The organism is Stenotrophomonas sp. YJH_SMC_4, assembly GCF_059371575.1.
Genome location: NZ_JCAFUR010000029.1, coordinates 18,574 through 38,347, shown reverse-complemented (window position 1 = coordinate 38,347; position 19,774 = coordinate 18,574). Strand labels below are relative to the sequence as shown.

The window sequence follows — 19,774 nt, the reverse complement described above, 5'->3', positions numbered from 1 at the left end:
CCAGCGCAATTCCGTGCTGACCCAATGGCTGCACCACTACAACTGGCACCGCCCTCACATGGGGATCGGTGGCCAGCCACCTATTTCCAGAGTCCTGCTGAACAACGTGGTGGGTTTACACAACTAACAGTCGACTCTACCTCCCTACCCACCCAGCAACGGGCAGCCAGCCGGAAGATGCATCCGCACCCTGCCCGGCACGCACTCGATGCGGAACTGGCGGGCCTGTACCGGCTCGCCATCCAGATTGAGGGTCAGTGGGCGCTCAGATGCGATCTCCAGCCACGGCAGCCGCGCGCGCGTGGCCAGCTGTTCGAGCGCGGCCTGGGTGCCCGACTTCAGCATCTGGCCGAGCGTGGCGGTGACCTCACCCTCCAGTTCCGGAAGCACGGTGACATCCAGCAGCCCATCATCGATCAATGCCTGCGGACACAGTTGCTGGCCGCCACCGGCCTGGCGACCATTGCCGATGCCGAGCGCAATGAAGTCGCCTTCCCACGCGAAGTCCGGACCGGACAACCGTGCGGTGATCGGCTCGATGCGGCCCAGCTTGGCGATGCCGGTGATCACATAGGCCAGCCCGCCCAGCATCTTCTTCAAGCCCGCATCAGTCTCCACCGTCACCTGCGTGCCGAAGCCACCGCTGGCGAGATTGGCGCACCACCATTGGGTGCCATCGGCGTCCACGCGCAACAGGTCAATGGCGTGCGGCGTCGCCTGCCCGATCAAGGCGAAGGCCTCCTTCGGTTCGGTCGGTATGCCGGCCGCAGTCGCGAAATCGTTGGCGGTCCCCATCGGGATCAGCGCCAGCGAGGGCAGCGCATCTGCCAGCTCCTCACGATGCGCCAGTGTCTCGGCCACTGCACTGAGCGTGCCATCGCCACCGGCGGCCACGATCACATCCACGCCATGGTCGATCGCCTCGGCGACATAGCGCTCGGCGTCACCGTCCTCCCAGGTCACCCGCACTTCCAGCTGCACGCCCTGTCCGCGCCAATGGCCGACGGCGTCGCGCAACTCATCATTGCCGGCGGATTTGCCGTTGAGGATCAGGCGCCAGCGCGGGGTGGTCATGCAGAGCTTCCAGGGATGCGGTGGCACAGGCTAGCAATGCGCTGTTTGCCTGCGGTGAATGTCACGCAGATGTCATTCAGCTACCGGAGAATGGGAGTCCATAGCAGGGACGACGGATGGAGGCAGGATCAGCCTCCCACGCATGCAGCGAGGCCACGCCAGTGATTGGCGTGGCTTTTTTTTTGGGGTGTGCAGGGAGTGCGAACCAAGGTTCGCACCCACCCGGTTGGTAGATCCACGCCATGCGTGGATGCACTTCGCTTCACCCGTTGGCGAAATCGTGCAGCGCCTGGCCCTGCAGCCGGTACACCGTCCACTCGTCCTGCGGCTTCGCACCGGCAGCGGTGTAGAACTCGATGGCCGGGGTGTTCCAGTCCAGCACCGACCATTCGAAGCGACCGCAGCCCTCGGCCACGGCCTGGCGTGCGATGTACTTCAGCAGTGCCTTGCCGGCGCCCACGCCGCGCTTTTCCTGGCTGACATACAGGTCTTCCAGGTAGATGCCCTTGCGGCCCAGCCAGGTGGAGTAGTTGTAGAAGTACACCGCATAGCCGATGGCCTCGCCGTCGGCTTCGCAGATCAACGCGCGCGCCGTGGCATCGGCGCCGAACAGGCTCTCGGCGATGCCGATCTCATCGGTCTGTACCGAATGCTCGGCCTTCTCGTAGATGGCCAGTTCGTGGATGAAATGCAGGATCAGGCCAGCATCGGCCACGGTGGCCGGACGGATGTTCAACAGTGCCATGCGCAGATAAAGGGGACGGAGGGAATTAAACGAGATTAATCCCCTCCGTCCCCTTTTTGTCAGCGGGCGGCGGCGACGTTGGCGCGCATCTGCGCGATCACGTCCTGGTAGCTGGTCTTGGCGTTGAAGATGGCCGAGCCGGCGACAAAGGTGTCGGCACCGGCAGCCGCGATCTCGCCGATGTTGTCGGCCTTCACGCCGCCGTCGATCTCCAGGCGGATGTCCTTGCCGCTGGCATCGATCATCTTGCGCACCACCTTCAGCTTGTCCAGCGCCGAGGGGATGAAGGCCTGGCCACCAAAGCCCGGGTTGACCGACATCAGCAGCACCAGGTCCAGGTCCTCCAGCACCCAGTCGAGGATGTCCACCGGCGTGGCCGGGTTCAGCACGATGCCCGGCTTGCAGCCCAGCGAGCGGATCAGCTGGATGGTGCGGTGCACGTGGCGGCTCGCCTCCGGGTGGAAGCTGATGTAGGTGGCACCGGCCTCGGCGAAGTCCGGGATGATGCGGTCCACCGGCTCGACCATCAGGTGCACGTCGATCGGCGCGGTCACGCCGTGCTTGCGCAGCGCCTGGCAGACCATCGGGCCGATGGTCAGGTTCGGCACGTAGTGGTTGTCCATCACGTCGAAGTGGACCCAGTCCGCGCCAGCGGCGAGGACGTTGTCGACTTCCTCGCCGAGGCGGGCGAAGTTGGCGGACAGGATGGAGGGGGCGATGAGGCAGTGGGACATGGCCGGGCCTTGCAACGAGGGGAAAGGGGTCAGCGCTTGCGCAGGGTCTTGATGCGGTCGTAGGCGGCGTTGATGCGCCGCGACTTCTGCTCGGCCTGCTGCTGCAGCTCGGGGGCGGCGCCGCCAAGCTTGTCGGGGTGGTACTGCGAGATCAGCTTGCGGTAGGCGCGTTCGATCTCGGCATCGGTGGCCTCGGAGGTCAGCCCCAGCTCCCGGTACGGGTTCTCCTTGTTCAGGCGGAACCAGTCCGAATCAAAGGCATGGCCGATCAGCAGGCCGACCACCGCCCCGAACAGCGGATTGGGCCGGAACAGCAGGGCGCCGGCGATGAATCCGAGCAGTTTTCCGTACCAGCGCATGGCGCTCCGGGGTCGACCGACGAAATGGACGCTCATTTTACGTCACAGCGGGCCCGGACGGCTTTACACTAGGCCGCCCGCTGGTCAGCGGGCCCGCCGGGTCCGTTGGGCAGCAGCCGTATCGACAACGCCCCAGGAGTGCCCGTGCCAACCACGCTGTTGCAATCCGATCTCCCCGGCCTGCCCTTGCGCCATCGCGGCAAGGTGCGTGATGTGTTCGATATCCCGCGCGAGCGGCTGCCAGCCGGAACCCCGCCGGGCGAGTACCTGCTGATGGTGGCCACCGATCGCCTGTCGGCGTTCGACGTGGTCCTGCCCGACCCGATCCCGGGCAAGGGTGAGATGCTCTGCCAGGTCTCCAACTTCTGGTTCGCCAAGACCGCGCACCTGATGCCCAACCACCTGACCGGCATCGACGTGGCCAGCGTGCTGCCCGAAGGGGTGGACCCGGCCCTGTATGCCAAGCGCGCGGTGGTCACCCGCAAGCTGAAGCCGGTGCCGGTGGAAGCAATCGCCCGCGGCTACCTGATCGGCAGCGGCTGGAAGGATTACCAGCGCACCGGCAAGGTCAGCGGCATCGACCTGCCCGACGGCCTGCGCCAGGCCGAGCAGCTGCCCGAGCCGATCTTCACCCCCTCGACCAAGGCCGCTGTCGGCGACCATGACGAGAACATCGATTTCGATGCAATGGTGAAGCAGGTCGGTGCGGAACTGGCCGAGCGCGTGCGCGACGCCACCCTGCGCATCTACAAGTTCGCGGCCGATTACGCCCGCGAGCGCGGCATCATCCTGGCCGATACCAAGTTCGAGTTCGGTACCGACGCCGATGGCCGCCTGTACATCATGGACGAGATGCTGACGCCGGATTCCTCGCGCTACTGGCCGGCCGACGAGTACGAAGTGGGCACCAGCCCGCCGAGCTACGACAAGCAGTTCGTGCGTGATTACCTGGAGACGCTGGACTGGGGCAAGACCGCCCCGGGCCCGACCATCCCGGCCGAGATCATCGAGCGCGCCCGCGCCAAGTATGCCGAGGCACTGCAGCGCCTGGCCGGGATCAGCGTCGACTGATGCGCCTGCGCCCCCGGCCGGAAAGGCGGGGGGCGCGTTCGGTAGTGCCGGCCGCTGGCCGGCAACCTCGCGAACACCTGCAGCCAGGAATGGCCTGGCTCTGGTAGTGCCGGCCGCTGGCCGGCAACCTCATGAACTCGGCTATGCTCTGGAGTGCCGGCCAGCGGCCGGCACTACCGTTGTCCGAGGAAGCAACGCAGCATGCAGACATCCACCGAGCTTGCGCGGCCGATCGACCGCTATTTCGCCAGCTACTCCGACGACCACCGCAATGTGATCAACCAGCGCATCCACGTGGTGGCGGTCCCGGCGATCCTGTGGTCGGTGGTGGCCCTGCTCTGGTGCCTGCCGCCGCTGATCACCTGGTTCCAGTACGGCATCTGGTCGGCGTTCGCGATGTTCAGCGCCTGGTGCTTCTACAACAAACTGTCGCGCCCGCTGGGCATCGGCATGCTCATCCAGTTCTTCGTGTTCGGCTGCCTGTGCCGCCTGCTGGAGGCCGAAATCGGCCTGCACAACCTGTTCTGGCTGGCGGTGGGCGTGTTCGTGGTGGCCTGGATCGCGCAGTTCATCGGCCACAAGTTCGAGGGCCGCAAGCCCAGCTTCCTGACCGACCTGACCTACCTGCTGATCGGCCCGGCCTGGGTGATGGCCAAGTTCTACCGCAAGCTCGACTGGCGCTACTGACCTGCCCAGGGTCGACGGCGCCCCTCGTTTCCTGAACGGGCAGATTCCATCACCCGCACTCCACGACGGCCCTGCCAGCCTGCGCCGGTGATCCGCTCCCCACTTCCCGCCCGTCGACGGCAGCCCCTGTGCGACAGGGCCTGCGGTCTCCCTGCGTGGGCGTAGGGCGTCCCCCGAGGGCAACCGGGGAGGGACTGCAGGAACGCGATGTTGCGTCGCAGAAAATATGAATCAGCGGACGTTACATGCAATTGATCGCTGTTCGATGGGTTTCAGCGACATTTCGCAGCCTGTTATCCTCCCTGACCTGCTCGTGAATCATGGATTCCCTGCATGCTCCCCAGCCTGCCCCTGCTGCTGGCCCTGCCGTTCCTGATGGCAGCGGCTGTTGCGGCCTTCCCCCGTAGTTCGCGCTCGACTGCTGCCTGGCTGGCGGCGCTGGCGCCGTTGGGCGGACTGGCCATCCTCGGCTGGCTGACCCCGTCCGTACTCGACGGCCAGGTGGTGCGGACGATGGTCCCTTGGCTGCCGCAGATCGGCCTGGACTTCACCCTGCGCCTGGACGGGCTGGCGTGGATGTTCGCCGGGCTGGTGCTGGGCATCGGCGCGCTGGTGGTGCTGTACGCGCGCTACTACCTGAGCCAGCAGGACAACGCGCACCGCTTCTACTGCTACCTGCTGCTGTTCATGGGCGCCATGCTGGGCATGGTGCTGTCGGGCAACCTGCTGTTGCTGATGATCTTCTGGGAAATGACCAGCATCAGCTCGTTCCTGCTGATCGGTTTCTGGTCACATCGCCAGGACGCGCGCGAGGGCGCGCGGATGGCGCTGGTGATCACCGGCGGCGGCGGCCTTGCGCTGCTCGGTGGCGTACTGCTGATCGGGCGCATCGTCGGCAGCTTCGACCTGGACGTGGTGCTGGCCGCCGGCGAGCAGATCCGCGCCAGCGCGCTGTACCCGTACGCGCTGTTCCTGGTGCTGGCGGGCATCTTCACCAAGAGCGCGCAGTTCCCGTTCCATTTCTGGCTGCCGCACGCGATGGCCGCGCCCACTCCGGTCTCTGCCTACCTGCACTCGGCCACCATGGTGAAGGCCGGTGTGTTCCTGCTGGCGCGCCTGCATCCAGCGCTGGCCGGCAGCGACCTGTTCTTCTACACGGTCAGCGGCATCGGTGCGATCACGCTGTTGATCGGCGCCTGGAACGCGATCTTCCAGCACGATCTGAAAGGCCTGCTGGCTTATTCGACCATTTCCCATCTGGGCCTGATCACCCTGCTGTTCGGCCTGTCCACGCCGATGGCGGTGGTGGCCGGTGTATTCCACATCCTCAACCACGCCACCTTCAAGGCCTCGCTGTTCATGGCCGCCGGCATCATCGACCATGAGACCGGCACCCGCGACATGCGCAAGCTGGGCGGCCTGCGCAGGCTGATGCCGTTCACCAGCGCGCTGGCGATCATCGCCTCGCTGGCGATGGCCGGCATCCCGCTGCTCAACGGCTTCCTGTCCAAGGAAATGCTGTTTGCCGAGGCGATCACGGCCGGAGGCCCGGGAATCATGCGCACGGCGGTGTCGATCGCCGCATTGCTGGCTGGCGTGTTCGGGGTGGCCTACAGCCTGCGCTTCGTGCACGACACCTTCTTTGGCCCCGGCCCGCACGACCTGGATCGCGTGCCGCATGAGCCGCCGCGCTGGATGAAGGTACCGGTGGAACTGCTGGTGGTGATCTGCGTGGCAGTTGGCATCGCCCCGGCACTGACCGTGGCACCGGTGCTGCATGCCGCTGCGGCGTCGATCCTCGGCAGCGCCATGCCCGAGTACAGCCTGGCGGTATGGCACGGCTTCAACCTGCCGCTGGCGATGAGCGCGATCGGCGTGATCGGCGGCGTGGCGCTGTACTTCGGCCTGCGCAAGCTGATCAACCTGCATGCCGTGACCAACGTCAGCACTGGCCGCAATGTGTTCCATGCACAGCTGGATGCCGTGTCCGCACTGGCCATGCGCCTGACCAACGGCATCGCCAACGGCAGCCTGCAGCGCATGCTGCTGGGCCTGGTGCTGGTGGCGATCGCAGTTGCCGCCGCGCCATTCGTGGCAGATCCGGCGTCGCCAAACTGGACCGCGCCACAGCCGATGCCGCTGCTGGGCTGGGCGCTGTGGCTGGTGATGATGGCCTGCGCGGTGGCCACCCTGCGCATCTACAAGCAGCGCCTGCTGGCGGTGCTGCTGGTCGGCGGCGTCGGCCTGATGGTGGCGCTGACCTTCGTGTTCCTGTCCGCACCCGACCTGGCCCTGACCCAGCTGCTCGTGGAGATGGTGACCCTGGTGCTGATGCTGCTGGGCATGAACTACCTGCCCGCGCAGTCCGGGCCGGAACGCCCGCGCTGGCGCAAGCGCCGCGATGCGGTGATCGCGATCATCGCCGGCGCCGGCCTGGGTGCGCTGGCCTATTCGGCGATGACCCTGCCGCCGAACACCATGGCCGGCGAACTGCTCGCCCGTGCGTTGCCCGAGGCCTACGGCCAGAACGTGGTCAACGTGATCCTGGTCGACTTCCGCGGCTTCGATACCTTCGGCGAGATCACCGTGTTCGGCATCGCCGCGCTGGTGGTGCATGCCCTGCTGCGGCGCACGCGGATGGCGCCGGAGCAGATCATGCCCGGCCCGCCGATCAAGCTGCCGGTACCGGCCGACCTGGCGCAGATCATGTTCCCGCTGACGCTGACCGTGTCGATCTTCCTGTTCCTGCGCGGCCACAACGCACCGGGCGGCGGCTTCATCGCCGGCCTGGTGCTGGCGGTGCCGCTGCTGATCCAGTACGTGATCCAGGGCACCGCGTCGGTGGAATCGCGCTTCGGCTTCGACTACATCCGCTGCATCGGCATGGGCCTGCTGATCGCCCTGCTCAGCGGCAGCGCTTCGATGCTGTTCGGCGTACCGTTCCTCACCAGCGGCCACCTCGACCTGCACCTGCCGCTGATCGGCGACGTGCCGCTGGCCAGCGCGATTGGCTTTGACATCGGCGTGTATCTGGTGGTGTTCGGCGGTGCCATGCTGATGCTGTCGATGATGGGCACGATCAAGCCGTCGCGTACCCGCACTGCCCGCAAGGGTGAGATCGACCTGCAACGCCGTTCGGCCCGCACCGGGGAGATGCACTGATGGAACTGGCCCTGGCTACCGCGATCGGCGTGCTGACCGCCATCGGCATCTACCTGCTGCTGCGTGCGCGCAGCTTCGACGTGATCCTCGGCATGACCTTCCTGTCCTACGCCACCAACCTGCTGATCTTCGCCGGTGGCCGCGTGGTGCTGGGCAAGGCGCCGGTGCTGCAGGAGGGCGTGGACAGCCACCTGGGCAACTACACCGACCCGCTGCCGCAGGCACTGGTGCTGACCGCGATCGTGATCGCCTTCGCGATGACCGCAGTGAGCATCGTGCTGGCCATGCGCAGCCGCAGCGACAACCACAGCGACCATGTGGACGCCCACGAGCCCGACGACGACCTGCAGGATGAGAACGCATCGGCGCGCCAGGGCGAGGATCGCGCATGAACCATCTGGTGATCCTGCCGATCCTGATTCCGCTGCTCGGCGCCGCGCTGTCGCTGTTCGTCGAACACCGCCGCTACGGCCCCAGGGTGCAGCGCGCGGTGGCCTGGACCGCACTGTCGGCGCTGGCGCTGGCGGTGGGCCTGCTGTTCGCGTCGACCGCGGGCGGTGATATCAACGTCTACCTGCTGGGCGACTGGCCGTCGCGGCTGGGCATCGCGCTGGTGGCCGACCGGCTGTCGGCATGGATGCTGCTGACCACCCTGCTGCTGGCCATTCCCTGCCTGCTGCACGCCTGCTCGGGTTGGGACCGCCGCGCACCGCACTTCCATGCACTGTTCCAGTTCCAGCTGGTCGGCCTCAACGGCGCGTTCCTGACCGGCGACATCTTCAACCTGTTCGTGTTCTTCGAGGTGATGCTGATCGCCTCCTACGGCCTGCTGCTCAGCGGTGGCCGCGGCCTGCGCATGCGCATCGGCCTGCACTACGTGGTGTTCAACGTCACCGCCTCGACCCTGTTCCTGATCGCGCTGGGCCTGCTGTACGCCACGCTGGGTTCGCTGAACATGGCCGAGCTGTCGCAGCGCATTGCCGCGGTGCCGCCGACGCAGCTGACCCTGGTGAAGGCCACGATGGGCCTGTTGCTGCTGGTGTTCTGCGCCAAGGCCGCGCTGATGCCGCTGTACCTGTGGCTGCCGGAAGCCTATTCGCGCGCGCCGGCCGCAGTGGCGGCGCTGTTCGCGATCATGACCAAGGTCGGCCTGTATTCGGTGCTGCGCATCCAGATGCTGTGGTTCGGCGACGATGCCGGCGCGATGGCCGGCTATGGCCGCGACTGGCTGCTGTGGGCCGGCGTGGCGACGCTGGTGCTGGGCGGGCTCGGCGCCCTGGCCGCGACCCGCCTGCGCGTACTGATTTCCTACCTGGTCATCGTGTCGGCAGCCACGCTGTTCATCGCCTTCTCGGTGGGCACGCCGCAGGTGCTCTCGGCCGGCCTGTACTACCTGCCGCACAGCAGCTTCGTGGCCGCTGCGCTGTTCCTGGTTGCCGACCTGATCCGCCGCCGCCGTGGTGGCGCCAGCGACCGCAAGGAGGTGGTGGCGCCGATGCCGGGCAAGGAAACGCCGGCGGTGCTGTTCCTGATCGGGGCAGTGTCGGTGGCCGGCCTGCCGCCTCTGTCCGGCTTCCTGGCCAAGGCCGCGCTGCTGGCCGGCATGCCGGCGCAGTACACCGGCCCGGTCTGGACCGCCGTGCTGGTCAGCAGCCTGCTGGTGATCATGGGCCTGACCCGCGGCGGCATCCGCCTGTTCTGGCGCGTTCCGCCGGTCGATCCGGAGGCACCGAAGCCGCGCAAGGCTCCCCTGCGCCGGGTAGAACTCTACGCCGCCTGCCTGCTGCTGGCCTACGGCATCGGCATGACCCTGGCTGCGGCACCGTTGATGCGCTACACCGACGCCACCGCCGCACAGCTGCTGCAACCCAGCGAGTACGTGCAGCAACTGCGTGCGACCACGCCGGAGATCCGCCAGCCATGACCGCCCAGCGCTCCCTGTTCCGTCGCCTGATTCCCTCGCCGATGCTCAGCATCATGGTGGTGGCGTTCTGGCTGCTGATGTCCGACAGCTTCACCCTCGGCCAGATCGTGCTGGGGCTGCTGCTGGGCGTGGTGGTGCCGCTGTTCGCCGCGCGCCTGGACCGCGAGTTCGCCCGTATCGGCACCCTGCGGCCACTGCCCAGGCTGGTGTGCGTGACCCTGTGGGACATCCTGATGTCCAACATCCGCGTCGCCCTGCAGGTGCTGGGCCCGGAAAAGAACATCCACCCGGGTTTCATCTGGCTGCCGCTGGACATCGCCAACATCCACGGCATCGCCGCGCTGACCAGCATGATCACCCTGACCCCGGGCACGGTCTCGGCCGCGCTCAGCGACGACCGCAAGTTCCTGCTGGTGCATGTGCTGCACCTGGAGGACCCACAGGACCTGATCGATACGATCAAGCGCCGTTACGAGGCGCCGTTGATGGAGATCTTCCCATGACCGGTTTTGAAGTCATCCAGACCACCCTGGTGGTGTGCATGCACGTGGTCGGCCTGGCCATGCTGCTGGCCACCTGGCGCCTGCTGCGCGGGCCGACCGTGCCCGACCGCATCCTTGCGCTGGATACCCTGTCGGTGACCGCGATCGCCGAGCTGATGCTGTTCGGCATGTACCTCAATTCGCCGATCTACTTCGAGGCGGCGCTGATCATTGCCATGCTCGGCTTTGGCAGCACCGTGGTGCTGAGCAAGTTCGTGCTGCGCCGGGACATCGTCGAATGATCACCGCGATCCAGATCGGCCTGTCGATCCTGCTGCTGTTCGGCTGCTTCTTCATCCTGGTCGGCGCACTGGGCCTGGTGAAGCTGTCGACCTTCTTCAAGCGCCTGCACGCGCCGACCAAGGCCAGCACGCTGGGCGTGGGCTGCGTGCTGGTGTGCTCGGTCTGCTACCACATCTTCCTCGGCCAGGACCCGCAGCCGCGCGAGCTGCTGATCACCGTGTTCCTGTTCATCACCGCACCAATCAGCGCGCACATGATGGCCAAGGCCGCGCTGTCGCTGCTGATGGAGACCCGCCCCACCCTGCCAGGCAACGAACGTGCCGCCGAGGAGCAGCTGCCGCCGCCGGAGCCGGTGCGGGAAGAGGAAGCCACGCAGAACCGGTAGTGCCGGCCGCTGGCCGGCTGCCGCAAGGGCTCCGTCGAAGGCCATGGGGTTGCCGGCCAGCGGCCGGCACTACCTCATGCCGCGCCGACCAGCAGCAGCTCCAGCACGAACCAGCCGACAAACGCGACCAGCAGGATCACACCTTCGCTGCGGCTGATCTTCAGGTCGCCACGCAGCATCGGGTACAGCACCAGCGCGAACGCCAGCAGCGCCGGCAGTTCCAGGCGCACGAACGAGGCCGGCAGCGCCAGCGGCTGCAGCACGGCCATCGCACCGATCACCAGCAGCAGGTTGACCACGCTGGAACCCAGCACGTGGCCCAGCACCATGTCGCCATGCCCGCGACGCGCGGCGGCGATGGCGGTGGCCACCTCCGGCAGTGCGGTACCGATCGCCACCGGCAGCAGGCCGACCAGCAGCGGCGTCCAACCCAGGGCGACGCCAAAGTCGGCGGCGGCGCCCACCACCAGGCGCGCGCCCCAGTACAGCGCCAACGCGGCAATCAGCACGCGCAGCACGTTCAACGGCAGGCTGGTGCGGCTCAGTGCGGACTCGGCGATGGCCACCTGCACCTCGGCGCTCTCGCTACGACCACGGCGCAGCAGCAGCACCTGCACCACGATGAAGCCGGCCAGCAGTATGCCGCCCTCCCAGCGTGCCAGGCCGCCATCAAGCCCGAACAGGATCAGCAGCACACCCGCCGCCAGCAGCGACCACCACAGCACCGTCTGCAGGCGCGCGCGCAGCAGCAGGGGCGCAGCCATGGCCGCCACGGCCAGGGTCACGCCCAGGTTGACGATGCTGCTGCCCACTGCGTTGCCCAGTGCCAGCTCCGGTTGGCCCACCGCCAAGGCGCGCGCGTTGACTGCCAGTTCCGGCAACGAGGTGGTCACCCCGAGCAGCAACAGCCCGGCAGTGAATGGGCTGGCGCCGAAACGCTGGGCCAGGCCGGACACGGCCTTGATGATGGAGTCCCCGCCCAGCGCCAGCAGCAGCAGGCCGAGCAGGAACCAGGCAATGGCAATGGCGATCATCGAGCACTCCCCCAGCGGTCGTGGCGCGATTCTACGCCTGGCCCGTACGCGCGGCTGGGCCGTGGATCAAGGATCAGCCACAGCCTTCCGCATAATCGACCTGCGGGGTCTGTCCGACGCGCCAGGCACCCACCCGGCCATCGGCACCGAGTGCGAAGTCGATCACCGCCCCGCCCTCCTGCGCCGGGCGCACGCGCAGGTGCTGGGCCTTCTCGTCATACTTGTCGGGGCCGACGTCCGCGCGCTCGGGATACAGCACCTGCAGCTCACCCAGGGTCATGCCGACCTTGCCACCGCCCGGTGCGGTGATGGCGGCGCTGCGCACGTCGTAGCGCACCAGCTTGCGGCCCTCGATCATCAGGCGCGGATCTTCGGCATCCTGCGGGCGCAGGAAGTAGCAGCCGTCGTTGCTGTCGTCAGCCGGCAGTGGCTTGCCGGCCGCATCGGTGCCCAGACCCTGCAGCGGCGTGCCGAAGCCGGCACGGACCTCGGCGATGCCGGCACCCAGCTTCGCCCCAGCGAAGCCATCCAGGCGCGCGGGACTGTCCTCGCGACGGTCATTGGCTGGACGGGTGGCCAGGTCGGGATCCGTCGACTGCGCGGGTCCGGTCGCCGAGGCGGTTTCCGCCGGGGTGTCGCTGCCGCTGCCGGCCGCCCCCTGCTTGTCGGGGCCAGCACTGCAGGCGGTGAGCGAAAGGAGCAACAGACCAGCAAGCGGAAGGTGCTTCATCGGTGCGGTTCCCTGGCACAAGGATGGCTGCACGCTAGCCCATCCGGTGTGCAGGCGCTGCATTGTCATCGCGGTTTCATCGCCTTCGTTCAGGCTCGGCGAGCACCGACCTGGCCGTCCCTTCCATGCAACCGCGCAAGACCGATCTCGCCCGAACCGCGCTGCAGGCCCACCGCGCGCCGCTGGACATGCGCCAGCGCCGGCTGCTGATCCTGTGCGACGGCCAGCGTACCGTCGCCGACCTGACCGGTCTGCTCGGCCAGGAAGCACCGGCGATGGTCATCCAGCTGGTACAGGCGGGGTACCTGAGCACCGGCACAGGCGCCACGACCCCAGCACCGTCGACCGCAGCCGCGGTGGCGCCGGTGCCCACGCCGCCGGCAGCCACACCTGCTGCACCCGCGGTCGAACGCCGGCGCTCACTGGTGGCAGCGCGCATCTACGTGCTGGGCATCCTGGAAATGCAGCGGCATCCACAGGCGGCGGTGCTGTTCCGCGACCTGCAGCAGGCGCGTGCGGAGGATGAGGTGCTGCAGCGACTGCAGTCGGCGATGCTGATGCTGCCCGGGCTGGCCTCGGAGGGCTATTGCCAGCGTGTACGCCAGCGCCTGCTGGAAGCGCTGCCGTTGGAGCACTGCGACGCGTTCGCCGAGCCCGCCTGAAGAAAAAGGGGACGGAGGGGATTAAGTCGTTTCAGGCACACGTGTGCTGATTGCGGCTTAATCCCCTCCGTCCCCTTTTTAGGGTCAGCGGAAGTTATTGCGCAGGCCGTTCCAGCACTGCTGGTAATCGCCCTGGCGGTGGCCGGCGGCCAGCGCCTGTGCGGTCGGGCGGATCACTGCGCGGGTCTCGAACATGAAGGCCATCGTGTCCTTGATCACATCGGCCTTGGACAGATCGGCATTGGACGCCTTGTCGAAGGTCGGCGCGTCCGGGCCGTGACCACTCATGCAGTTGTGCAGCGAGGCGCCACCCGGGACGAAGCCTTCGGCCTTGGCATCGTAGGCGCCATGCACCAGGCCCATGAACTCGCTGGCGATGTTGCGGTGGAACCACGGCGGACGGAACGTGTTCTGCGCCACCAGCCAGCGCGGCGGGAAGATCGCAAAGTCCATGTTGCTGGTGCCCGGGGTGTCGCTGGGCGAATGCAGCACCAGGAAGATCGACGGATCCGGGTGGTCGTAGCTGATCGAACCGATGGTGTTGAAGCGACGCAGGTCGTAACGGTACGGCGCGTAGTTGCCGTGCCAGGCCACCACGTCCAGCGGCGAATGGTCGATCGGTGCACGCCACAGGCGACCCTCGAACTTCGCGATCAGCTCGAAATCGCCATCGACGTCCTCGAACGCCGCATGCGGGGTCTCGAAGTCGCGCGGATTGGCCAGGCCGTTGGATCCGATCGGGCCAAGGTCGGGCAGCTTCAGCAGCGCACCGTAGTTCTCGCAGATATAGCCGCGGCTGGGGCCATCGGGCAGTTCAACGCGGAAGCGCACGCCGCGCGGGATCACCGCGATCTGCTGCGGCTCGATCTCGATCACGCCCAGCTCGGTCAGCAGGCGCAGCGCGCCCAGCTGCGGCACGATCAGCAGCTCGCCGTCGGCGTCGTAGAAGTAGCGGCCGACCATGTCGCGGTTGGCAGCGTATAAGTGGATGCCCACGCCGGCATGCGCATCGGGCGAGCCGTTGCCACCCATCGTGTACAGGCCTTCGACAAAATCGGTCGGCAGCTCCGGCAGCGGCAGCGGGCTCCAGCGCAGCTGGTTCGGTGAAGCCGGCTGTGCGCCGAAATCACACTGCAGCTGCGACTGCGCGAACGGGGTGAACTCGCCATGGGTCACCGCCGGGCGGATCCGGTACAGCCAGCTGCGGCGGTTGCTGCCACGCGGCGCGGTGAAGGCGGTGCCGGTCAACTGTTCGGCGTACAGGCCGTGGGCCACCTTCTGCGGTGAGTTCTGCCCGACCGGCAGCGCGCCGGCAACGGCCTCGGTGGCGAATTCGTTGCCGAAGCCGGACTGGTAGCCGCGGGCGGTGATGGCGGGGGACATGGGAACTCCAGAGATTGCCGGCCAGCGGCCGGCACGACCATTCGGACAGGCAATGCCGGCGGGACGCCGACATTGCCTGCAGACCTTACAGCACGCCGCGGCGGATCTGGTCGCGCTCGATGCTCTCGAACAGTGCGGTGAAGTTGCCTTCGCCGAAGCCTTCGTTGCCCTTGCGCTGGATGATCTCGAAGAAGATCGGGCCGATGCAGTTCTGGGTGAAGATCTGCAGCAGCTTGCGCTGGTGGGTTTCCGGATCGGCATCGATCAGGATCTTGTTCTTCGCCAGGCGCGGCACGTCTTCACCGTGGTTCGGCACGCGCTGGTCGATCACGTCGAAGTAGGTCTCCGGCGTATCGAGGAAGTCCACGCCCTGCGCGCGCATCGCTTCGACGGTCTCGTAGATGTTCTCGGTGAAGCAGGCGATGTGCTGGATGCCCTCGCCCTTGTACGCGTCCAGGTACTCGTTGATCTGGCTCTTCGGGTCGGACGATTCGTTCAGCGGGATGCGCACGATGCCATCCGGCGCGGTCATCGCCTTGGACACCAGGCCGGTCTTCAGGCCCTTGATGTCGAAGTAGCGGATCTCGCGGAAGTTGAACAGGCGCTCGTAGTAGTCCGACCACTGCTGCATGTTGCCGAAATACAGGTTGTGGGTCAGGTGGTCGATGAAGGTCAGGCCGAAGCCCACCGGGTGCAGGTCGGCACCGGCGATCGGCTCGTAGTCGCCGTCATAGATGCTGCCGGCGCTGCCGTAGCGATCGACCAGGTACAGCATGCAGTCGCCGATGCCCTTGATGACCGGCGCGCTGACCGCCTTGCTGTCCGGCTTGAAGGCGATGGCTTCGGCGCCGTTGCCCAGCGCGGTCTGGTAGACCTCCTGGCCCGGCTTCTTGAAGCGGATGGCGAAGCCGCAGGCGCACGGACCGTGCTTCTCGGCGAAGTCGGCGGCGAACGAATCGGGGTCCTCATTGACCAGGAAGTTGACGTCGCCCTGGCGATAGACGGTAATCGGACGCTGCTTGTGCTTGAGCACCGCGCTGAAGCCCATCTTCCGGAAGTACTCGTGCAGCTCCTGGCCACGGCCGGCCGGGGCGGCGAATTCGACGAACTCGAAGCCGTCGATGCCCATCGGGTTCTCGAAGGTGGTGACCTGCATGCCGGGGTTGGGATGCGAGGCGGTCGGGACTGCGGTATTCATGGCGTGGCTCCGAATCGGTACCGCATCGGTACAAACCAGGTGCGGGCAGGTAGGGACCCGGCGAGAATGCAGGGTCTGGACCCACCCCTTATAGTTACACTTGAAACCACCAGCAAGGTGCACCGCAACATGAGCCCCGCCGATCCCGTTTCGACCCGCCTGCGTTCCTCGCACGTCCTGCTCGACCTGGAACAGTTCCTGCCGTACCGGCTGAGCGTGCTGTCCAACCGGGTCAGCGGCAACATCGCCAAGCTATACGGCGATCGTTACGGTCTGGCGATTCCCGAATGGCGGGTGATCACCATCCTGGCGCTGTACCCGGGCTCCTCGGCCAGCGAGGTCTCCGACCGCACGGCGATGGACAAGGTGGCGGTCAGCCGCGCCGTGGCCCGCCTGCTGGAGCGCGGCTTCATCAAGCGCGAGACCCACGGCGACGACCGCCGCCGCTCGGTGCTGGCGCTGTCGGCAGCCGGCTTCGAGGTGTACGAGACCATCGCGCCGATGGTGATCGAGATCACCCGCAAGCTGATGTCGGTGCTGAGCGAAGAGGAAGAGCAGGTGCTGGAGAAGCTGATCCTGCGCCTGGCCGGCGAAGGCCTGGAGCGGATGGGCGAAGGAGTCTGAAAGAAAAAGGGGACGGAGGGGATTAAGTCGTTTTGGGCCCCAAGTCGCGGGTGCCGACCCCGGCCGGTAGCGGAACAGTGGCTGGGCGATTGTCGTCCGCTCCCTTTGATCTGACGGGACCCGCTCTTTGGCGGACTGCGGACCGACCGCAAACGATGCCATCGGACGCATTCACCTTCCGCAGATCCCGCCCTGAAGTGTCTCAGAGAGCTGATCTGCGCGGCGCGCAACAGGATGCACAGGACCATCAACGCCGAGCTCACTCTGTTGTACTGGCGAATCGGGCGTCGCATCCATGTGGACCAGATGGCTGGGCGACGTGCGCGCTACGGAGAGGTTCTCTTCACCCGGATCGCCAAGGCGCTGTCTGCCGAGTTCGGCACATCCTTCGGTGAGAAGAGCCTGCGCCGGATGGTGCAGTTCTCCATCGCATTTGCAGACGAGCAGATTGTCGTATCGCTGATACGACAATTGAGCTGGACCCATTTCATCGCGCTGATCCCACTGGCGGACCCACTCAAGCGCGACTTCTATGCACAGATGGCCGCCACCGAGGGCTGGAGTGTACGTACGCTGCGCCAGCGCGTCGATTCGATGCTGTATGAGCGCACGGCACTCTCCAGTCAGCCAGAGCAGACCATCGCCGAAGAGTTGGCGGCACTGCGCGGCAACCAGCAGCTGTCTCCAGGGCTGGTACTGCGTGATCCCTACGTACTGGACTTTCTTGGCCTCAAGGACAGCTGGGACGAGCAGGACCTTGAAACCGCGATCCTTCGCGAGATGCAGGGCTTCCTCCTTGAACTTGGCACGGGCTTCAGTTTCGTCGCCCGCCAGAAGCGCATCCAGATCGACGGCGATGACTTCCACCTGGACCTGCTGTTCTACAACCGGCGCCTGCGCAGACTAATTGCCATCGAGTTGAAGATCGGCGAGTTCAAGCCGGCCTACAAGGGACAGATGGAACTCTATCTGCGCTGGCTGGACCGGTACGAACGTGAGGACGGCGAGCAGACGCCGTTGGGCATCATCCTCTGCACAGGGAAGAAGGCGGGCCAGATTGAATTGCTGGAGCTGGACCGCTCAGGCATCCATGTTGCGGAGTACCTGACCTCGCTGCCCTCCCGTGAGGTCCTCAAGCAAAGATTGCAGACTGCCATGGAGCGGGCGCGGCAGCAGCTGCAGACCGCGGGCCCGGCCTCCCGTAGATCTACGCCACGCGCGGATGGCGTTCATGCTTCAACTCAGATGCTTGCGCCGTGCATGGATCCACGGCACCGCGAGCGCCGCGATGGCACCACCGGCGAAGCCGAGCGAGGCCGCAACCGTGGCTGCTTCGACCGCCCCCGGCAGCGCCAGCGCCGCCGCCACGAGCAGCAGCGACGGCAGGCCGACGAAGGTGCCCAGGAAGAAATGCCAACGCGGTGACCAGGTATTGAGCTGCAGCAGGCTGACCGGTTGCCAGGCTTCCGAGGCAGCGTCCTCGGCGATCTTCGCCACCGCCTTGGCCAGGTCCACTTCCGGCAGCGCGCGCCCCTGCCGTGCGGTCGCCAGCAGCTCGGCCACGGCCTCCACCGGCGGGAAACTGGACGGCCACGCGACCGGCGCCGGCACGCCATACGCGGTCAGCACCGGCACGCTCAGCCACGGCGCCACCAGCGGGCGCATGCGACGACGGCCATGCACGCACCAGATCTGTTGCTGCCCATGCGCGGTGACGCTGTACAGCGCCAGTTCGTTGGCCGGCGGGTAGCCGAGCATGGTCACCCGCGCGGCCAGGCTGTCCTGCCCCATCGCGCGCAGGAAGCCGGGGCGGCTGCGCCCTTCCTGCATCCACGCCAGTCCCAACGCACCCACCAGATAGGCCTCGGCCACGTCCTTGCTGCCAGCGGTGGCGCGTTCGTCGCTGGCCAGGTACCAGGCCAGCGATTTCGGTTCGGCGACATCGTCCAGGCCCCAGCGGCTGTCGTCTCCCAGAACGTGGCGCACCGGCAGGCGCGCGGGCGCGGTTTCGCCACGTTCGCCAGGTTGCAGGAACGGCAGCACGCCCTGGATGAAGGTGGACAGCTCGATCGCACGCACGCCGTGCCCCTGCCACTCTGGTGGCAGCAGCCCGGCCAGCTGGCCGTCGGCGGCCAGCGCATCAAGCCGGGACTTCTGCTCGACCAGCTTCTGCACCGCCCCCTTCAGCACCACGTTGTCGGGCAGCGCGATCTGCGGCAGGCGATGGCGCGGCGGTGCCAGGTCGACGGTGGCCTCGCCGGTTCCGGTGTCATCCAGCAGCGCCTCCTGCGGCGGCAAGGTTACGCCCTCGCCTGCTCCACCCTCGGCCAACTCACTGGCGGGTTCGGGCAGTCGTTCGGCGTGGTCGCTGTGCATGGGCGTTCCGGAAGGTTGCATCGACGGGATGTCGACTGAGGTCCTTGCCGGTAACGGCGAGCGCGTTGCGATATTGAGATGCCGATTCCGGGAATGTGACCGCAACCACAGTAGATCCATGCCATGCGTGGATGCACTTCTGTGCCGACCAACGGTCGGCACCCACCCGGGATGGCGGTCAGCGGTCGGCCCACCCCCTGCCGGCCAGCGGCCGGCACTACCCCTATTCCGTTTTGTCAGGTGCCCATTGTTTCAGGAACGCGCTCACCCGTGCCGGCTGGAAGGCTTCGCCCCTGCGCAGTTCGCCGGTGGCCTGCGACACCAGCAGTCCGCCATCGGCATCGAGCACCAGCAGGTGCGGGTAGTCGCGCTCCATCACCGGGAACTGGGCGAAGAAGGCGGTGTTGGGCTGCTCGTCGCTGGCGTTGACCTTCACCCACACGTAGTGGGCATCGCGGAAGCGACGCAGGTCGCCGTTGCCTTCCACCACATCGTCCAGCGCGCGGCAGCGCTCGCAGGCGGCGTTGCCGACCTCCAGCAGGATGCGCTTCTTGCCCCGCTGGGCTTCCACCTTGGCGGTGGCCAGGTCATCGGCGGGGTTGCGGGCCGGGTCGAACTGCGCACCGAGCCCGGCGATGGCGGCGATGTCTGCCGCCACCGGGGTGTTGCCCGAGGCCACCGGTTCGCTGGGGTCAGCGACCGGTGGCTCGGTGGGTCGGGTATCCAGGGGCTGCGTGGGCTCGGCGGTGGCAGGCGGTTGCGGTTGGGAACAGGCGCCGATCAGCGCCGCACAGACCACCACTGCCGCAGTACCGAGCTTGCTACGCATGCCTTCTACCCT

General features: G+C 66.9%; 21 protein-coding genes and 1 pseudogene. 12 read left to right on the top strand and 10 right to left on the bottom strand.

The window, feature by feature from the left end:
- Positions 1-127, top strand: a 127-nt coding sequence (locus tag AC5P9F_RS19970; RefSeq protein ID WP_146257439.1) for an integrase core domain-containing protein, incomplete at its 5' end; no start/stop codon positions are given.
- A 17-nt stretch (positions 128-144) separates the two neighbouring features.
- Here AC5P9F_RS19970 and yegS read toward each other — a convergent pair.
- The 4 genes from yegS to AC5P9F_RS19950 all read right to left on the bottom strand — a co-directional run bounded on the left by yegS (position 145) and on the right by AC5P9F_RS19950 (position 2,912).
- On the bottom strand, positions 145-1,074 hold the full coding sequence (gene yegS / locus AC5P9F_RS19965) for a lipid kinase YegS (RefSeq protein WP_012481442.1): 930 nt from the start codon (positions 1,072-1,074) through the stop codon (positions 145-147).
- Between the two features lie 262 nt (positions 1,075-1,336).
- Positions 1,337-1,819, bottom strand: a complete 483-nt coding sequence (locus tag AC5P9F_RS19960; RefSeq protein ID WP_062605509.1) for a GNAT family N-acetyltransferase — start codon at positions 1,817-1,819, stop codon at positions 1,337-1,339.
- A 59-nt stretch (positions 1,820-1,878) separates the two neighbouring features.
- On the bottom strand, positions 1,879-2,553 hold the full coding sequence (gene rpe, locus AC5P9F_RS19955; RefSeq protein WP_005411326.1) for a ribulose-phosphate 3-epimerase: 675 nt from the start codon (positions 2,551-2,553) through the stop codon (positions 1,879-1,881).
- A 29-nt stretch (positions 2,554-2,582) separates the two neighbouring features.
- The gene (locus tag AC5P9F_RS19950) at positions 2,583-2,912 is read right to left on the bottom strand and encodes a J domain-containing protein (protein WP_008265098.1); all 330 of its coding nucleotides are present in this window, start codon (positions 2,910-2,912) and stop codon (positions 2,583-2,585) included.
- 144 nt (positions 2,913-3,056) lie between these two features.
- Between AC5P9F_RS19950 and AC5P9F_RS19945 the strand changes: the two genes are divergently transcribed.
- The 8 genes from AC5P9F_RS19945 (at position 3,057) to AC5P9F_RS19910 (ending at position 10,926) form a co-directional block, all read left to right on the top strand.
- Positions 3,057-3,983, top strand: a complete 927-nt coding sequence (locus AC5P9F_RS19945) for a phosphoribosylaminoimidazolesuccinocarboxamide synthase (protein ID WP_495232022.1) — start codon at positions 3,057-3,059, stop codon at positions 3,981-3,983.
- A 201-nt stretch (positions 3,984-4,184) separates the two neighbouring features.
- On the top strand, positions 4,185-4,670 hold the full coding sequence (locus AC5P9F_RS19940; RefSeq protein ID WP_005411329.1) for an Mpo1 family 2-hydroxy fatty acid dioxygenase: 486 nt from the start codon (positions 4,185-4,187) through the stop codon (positions 4,668-4,670).
- Positions 4,671-5,003: 333 nt separating this feature from the next.
- Entirely contained in the window at positions 5,004-7,832 is a 2,829-nt protein-coding gene (locus tag AC5P9F_RS19935; RefSeq protein WP_099524632.1) for a monovalent cation/H+ antiporter subunit A, read from the top strand.
- Positions 7,832-8,224 (top strand): Na+/H+ antiporter subunit C, encoded by a 393-nt coding sequence (locus AC5P9F_RS19930; protein ID WP_024957677.1) that lies wholly within the window; start codon positions 7,832-7,834, stop codon positions 8,222-8,224. The genes AC5P9F_RS19935 and AC5P9F_RS19930 overlap by 1 nt, the downstream gene beginning before the upstream one ends.
- Positions 8,221-9,756, top strand: coding sequence for a monovalent cation/H+ antiporter subunit D (locus AC5P9F_RS19925; RefSeq protein ID WP_005411332.1), 1,536 nt, complete (start codon positions 8,221-8,223; stop codon positions 9,754-9,756). The genes AC5P9F_RS19930 and AC5P9F_RS19925 overlap by 4 nt, the downstream gene beginning before the upstream one ends.
- Entirely contained in the window at positions 9,753-10,259 is a 507-nt protein-coding gene (locus AC5P9F_RS19920; RefSeq protein WP_005411333.1) for a Na+/H+ antiporter subunit E, read from the top strand. Before AC5P9F_RS19925 ends, AC5P9F_RS19920 begins: the two co-directional genes overlap by 4 nt.
- On the top strand, positions 10,256-10,540 hold the full coding sequence (locus AC5P9F_RS19915) for a K+/H+ antiporter subunit F (RefSeq protein ID WP_005411334.1): 285 nt from the start codon (positions 10,256-10,258) through the stop codon (positions 10,538-10,540). Before AC5P9F_RS19920 ends, AC5P9F_RS19915 begins: the two co-directional genes overlap by 4 nt.
- Positions 10,537-10,926 carry a Na+/H+ antiporter subunit G gene (locus AC5P9F_RS19910; RefSeq protein ID WP_005414707.1) on the top strand — a complete coding sequence of 130 codons (390 nt, stop codon included), beginning with the start codon at positions 10,537-10,539 and terminating at the stop codon, positions 10,924-10,926. Before AC5P9F_RS19915 ends, AC5P9F_RS19910 begins: the two co-directional genes overlap by 4 nt.
- A gap of 74 nt (positions 10,927-11,000) precedes the next feature.
- On the opposite strand, the gene AC5P9F_RS19905 is transcribed toward AC5P9F_RS19910, so the two are convergent.
- Together AC5P9F_RS19905 and AC5P9F_RS19900 are read right to left on the bottom strand one after the other, a co-directional pair.
- Positions 11,001-11,960 carry a sodium:calcium antiporter gene (locus tag AC5P9F_RS19905; RefSeq protein ID WP_180872328.1) on the bottom strand — a complete coding sequence of 320 codons (960 nt, stop codon included), beginning with the start codon at positions 11,958-11,960 and terminating at the stop codon, positions 11,001-11,003.
- A 73-nt stretch (positions 11,961-12,033) separates the two neighbouring features.
- Positions 12,034-12,690, bottom strand: coding sequence for a hypothetical protein (locus AC5P9F_RS19900; RefSeq protein WP_012481452.1), 657 nt, complete (start codon positions 12,688-12,690; stop codon positions 12,034-12,036).
- Between the two features lie 125 nt (positions 12,691-12,815).
- Here AC5P9F_RS19900 and AC5P9F_RS19895 point away from each other — a divergent pair, with 125 nt between their 5' ends.
- Complete coding sequence (locus AC5P9F_RS19895) at positions 12,816-13,352, top strand: hypothetical protein (RefSeq protein ID WP_076739677.1); 537 nt, start codon at positions 12,816-12,818, stop codon at positions 13,350-13,352.
- Positions 13,353-13,436: 84 nt separating this feature from the next.
- Here AC5P9F_RS19895 and hmgA read toward each other — a convergent pair whose 3' ends face one another.
- Together hmgA and hppD are read right to left on the bottom strand one after the other, a co-directional pair.
- On the bottom strand, positions 13,437-14,735 hold the full coding sequence (gene hmgA, locus AC5P9F_RS19890) for a homogentisate 1,2-dioxygenase (RefSeq protein ID WP_005411339.1): 1,299 nt from the start codon (positions 14,733-14,735) through the stop codon (positions 13,437-13,439).
- 85 nt (positions 14,736-14,820) lie between these two features.
- A complete protein-coding gene (gene hppD / locus AC5P9F_RS19885; protein WP_005411340.1) occupies positions 14,821-15,933 on the bottom strand; it encodes a 4-hydroxyphenylpyruvate dioxygenase in 1,113 nt (370 codons plus the stop codon).
- 66 nt (positions 15,934-15,999) lie between these two features.
- Between hppD and AC5P9F_RS19880 the strand changes: the two genes are divergently transcribed.
- On the top strand, positions 16,000-16,557 hold the full coding sequence (locus AC5P9F_RS19880) for a MarR family winged helix-turn-helix transcriptional regulator (protein ID WP_080047716.1): 558 nt from the start codon (positions 16,000-16,002) through the stop codon (positions 16,555-16,557).
- 135 nt (positions 16,558-16,692) lie between these two features.
- Positions 16,693-17,691: pseudogene (locus tag AC5P9F_RS19875) on the top strand (PDDEXK nuclease domain-containing protein); the annotation flags it as partial.
- Between the two features lie 102 nt (positions 17,692-17,793).
- Here the strand turns inward: AC5P9F_RS19875 and AC5P9F_RS19870 are convergent.
- Both AC5P9F_RS19870 and AC5P9F_RS19865 read right to left on the bottom strand, forming a co-directional pair.
- Positions 17,794-18,933 (bottom strand): hypothetical protein, encoded by a 1,140-nt coding sequence (locus tag AC5P9F_RS19870; RefSeq protein WP_005411343.1) that lies wholly within the window; start codon positions 18,931-18,933, stop codon positions 17,794-17,796.
- 223 nt (positions 18,934-19,156) lie between these two features.
- Entirely contained in the window at positions 19,157-19,762 is a 606-nt protein-coding gene (locus tag AC5P9F_RS19865) for a thioredoxin family protein (protein WP_100438964.1), read from the bottom strand.
- Positions 19,763-19,774 lie beyond the last annotated feature (12 nt).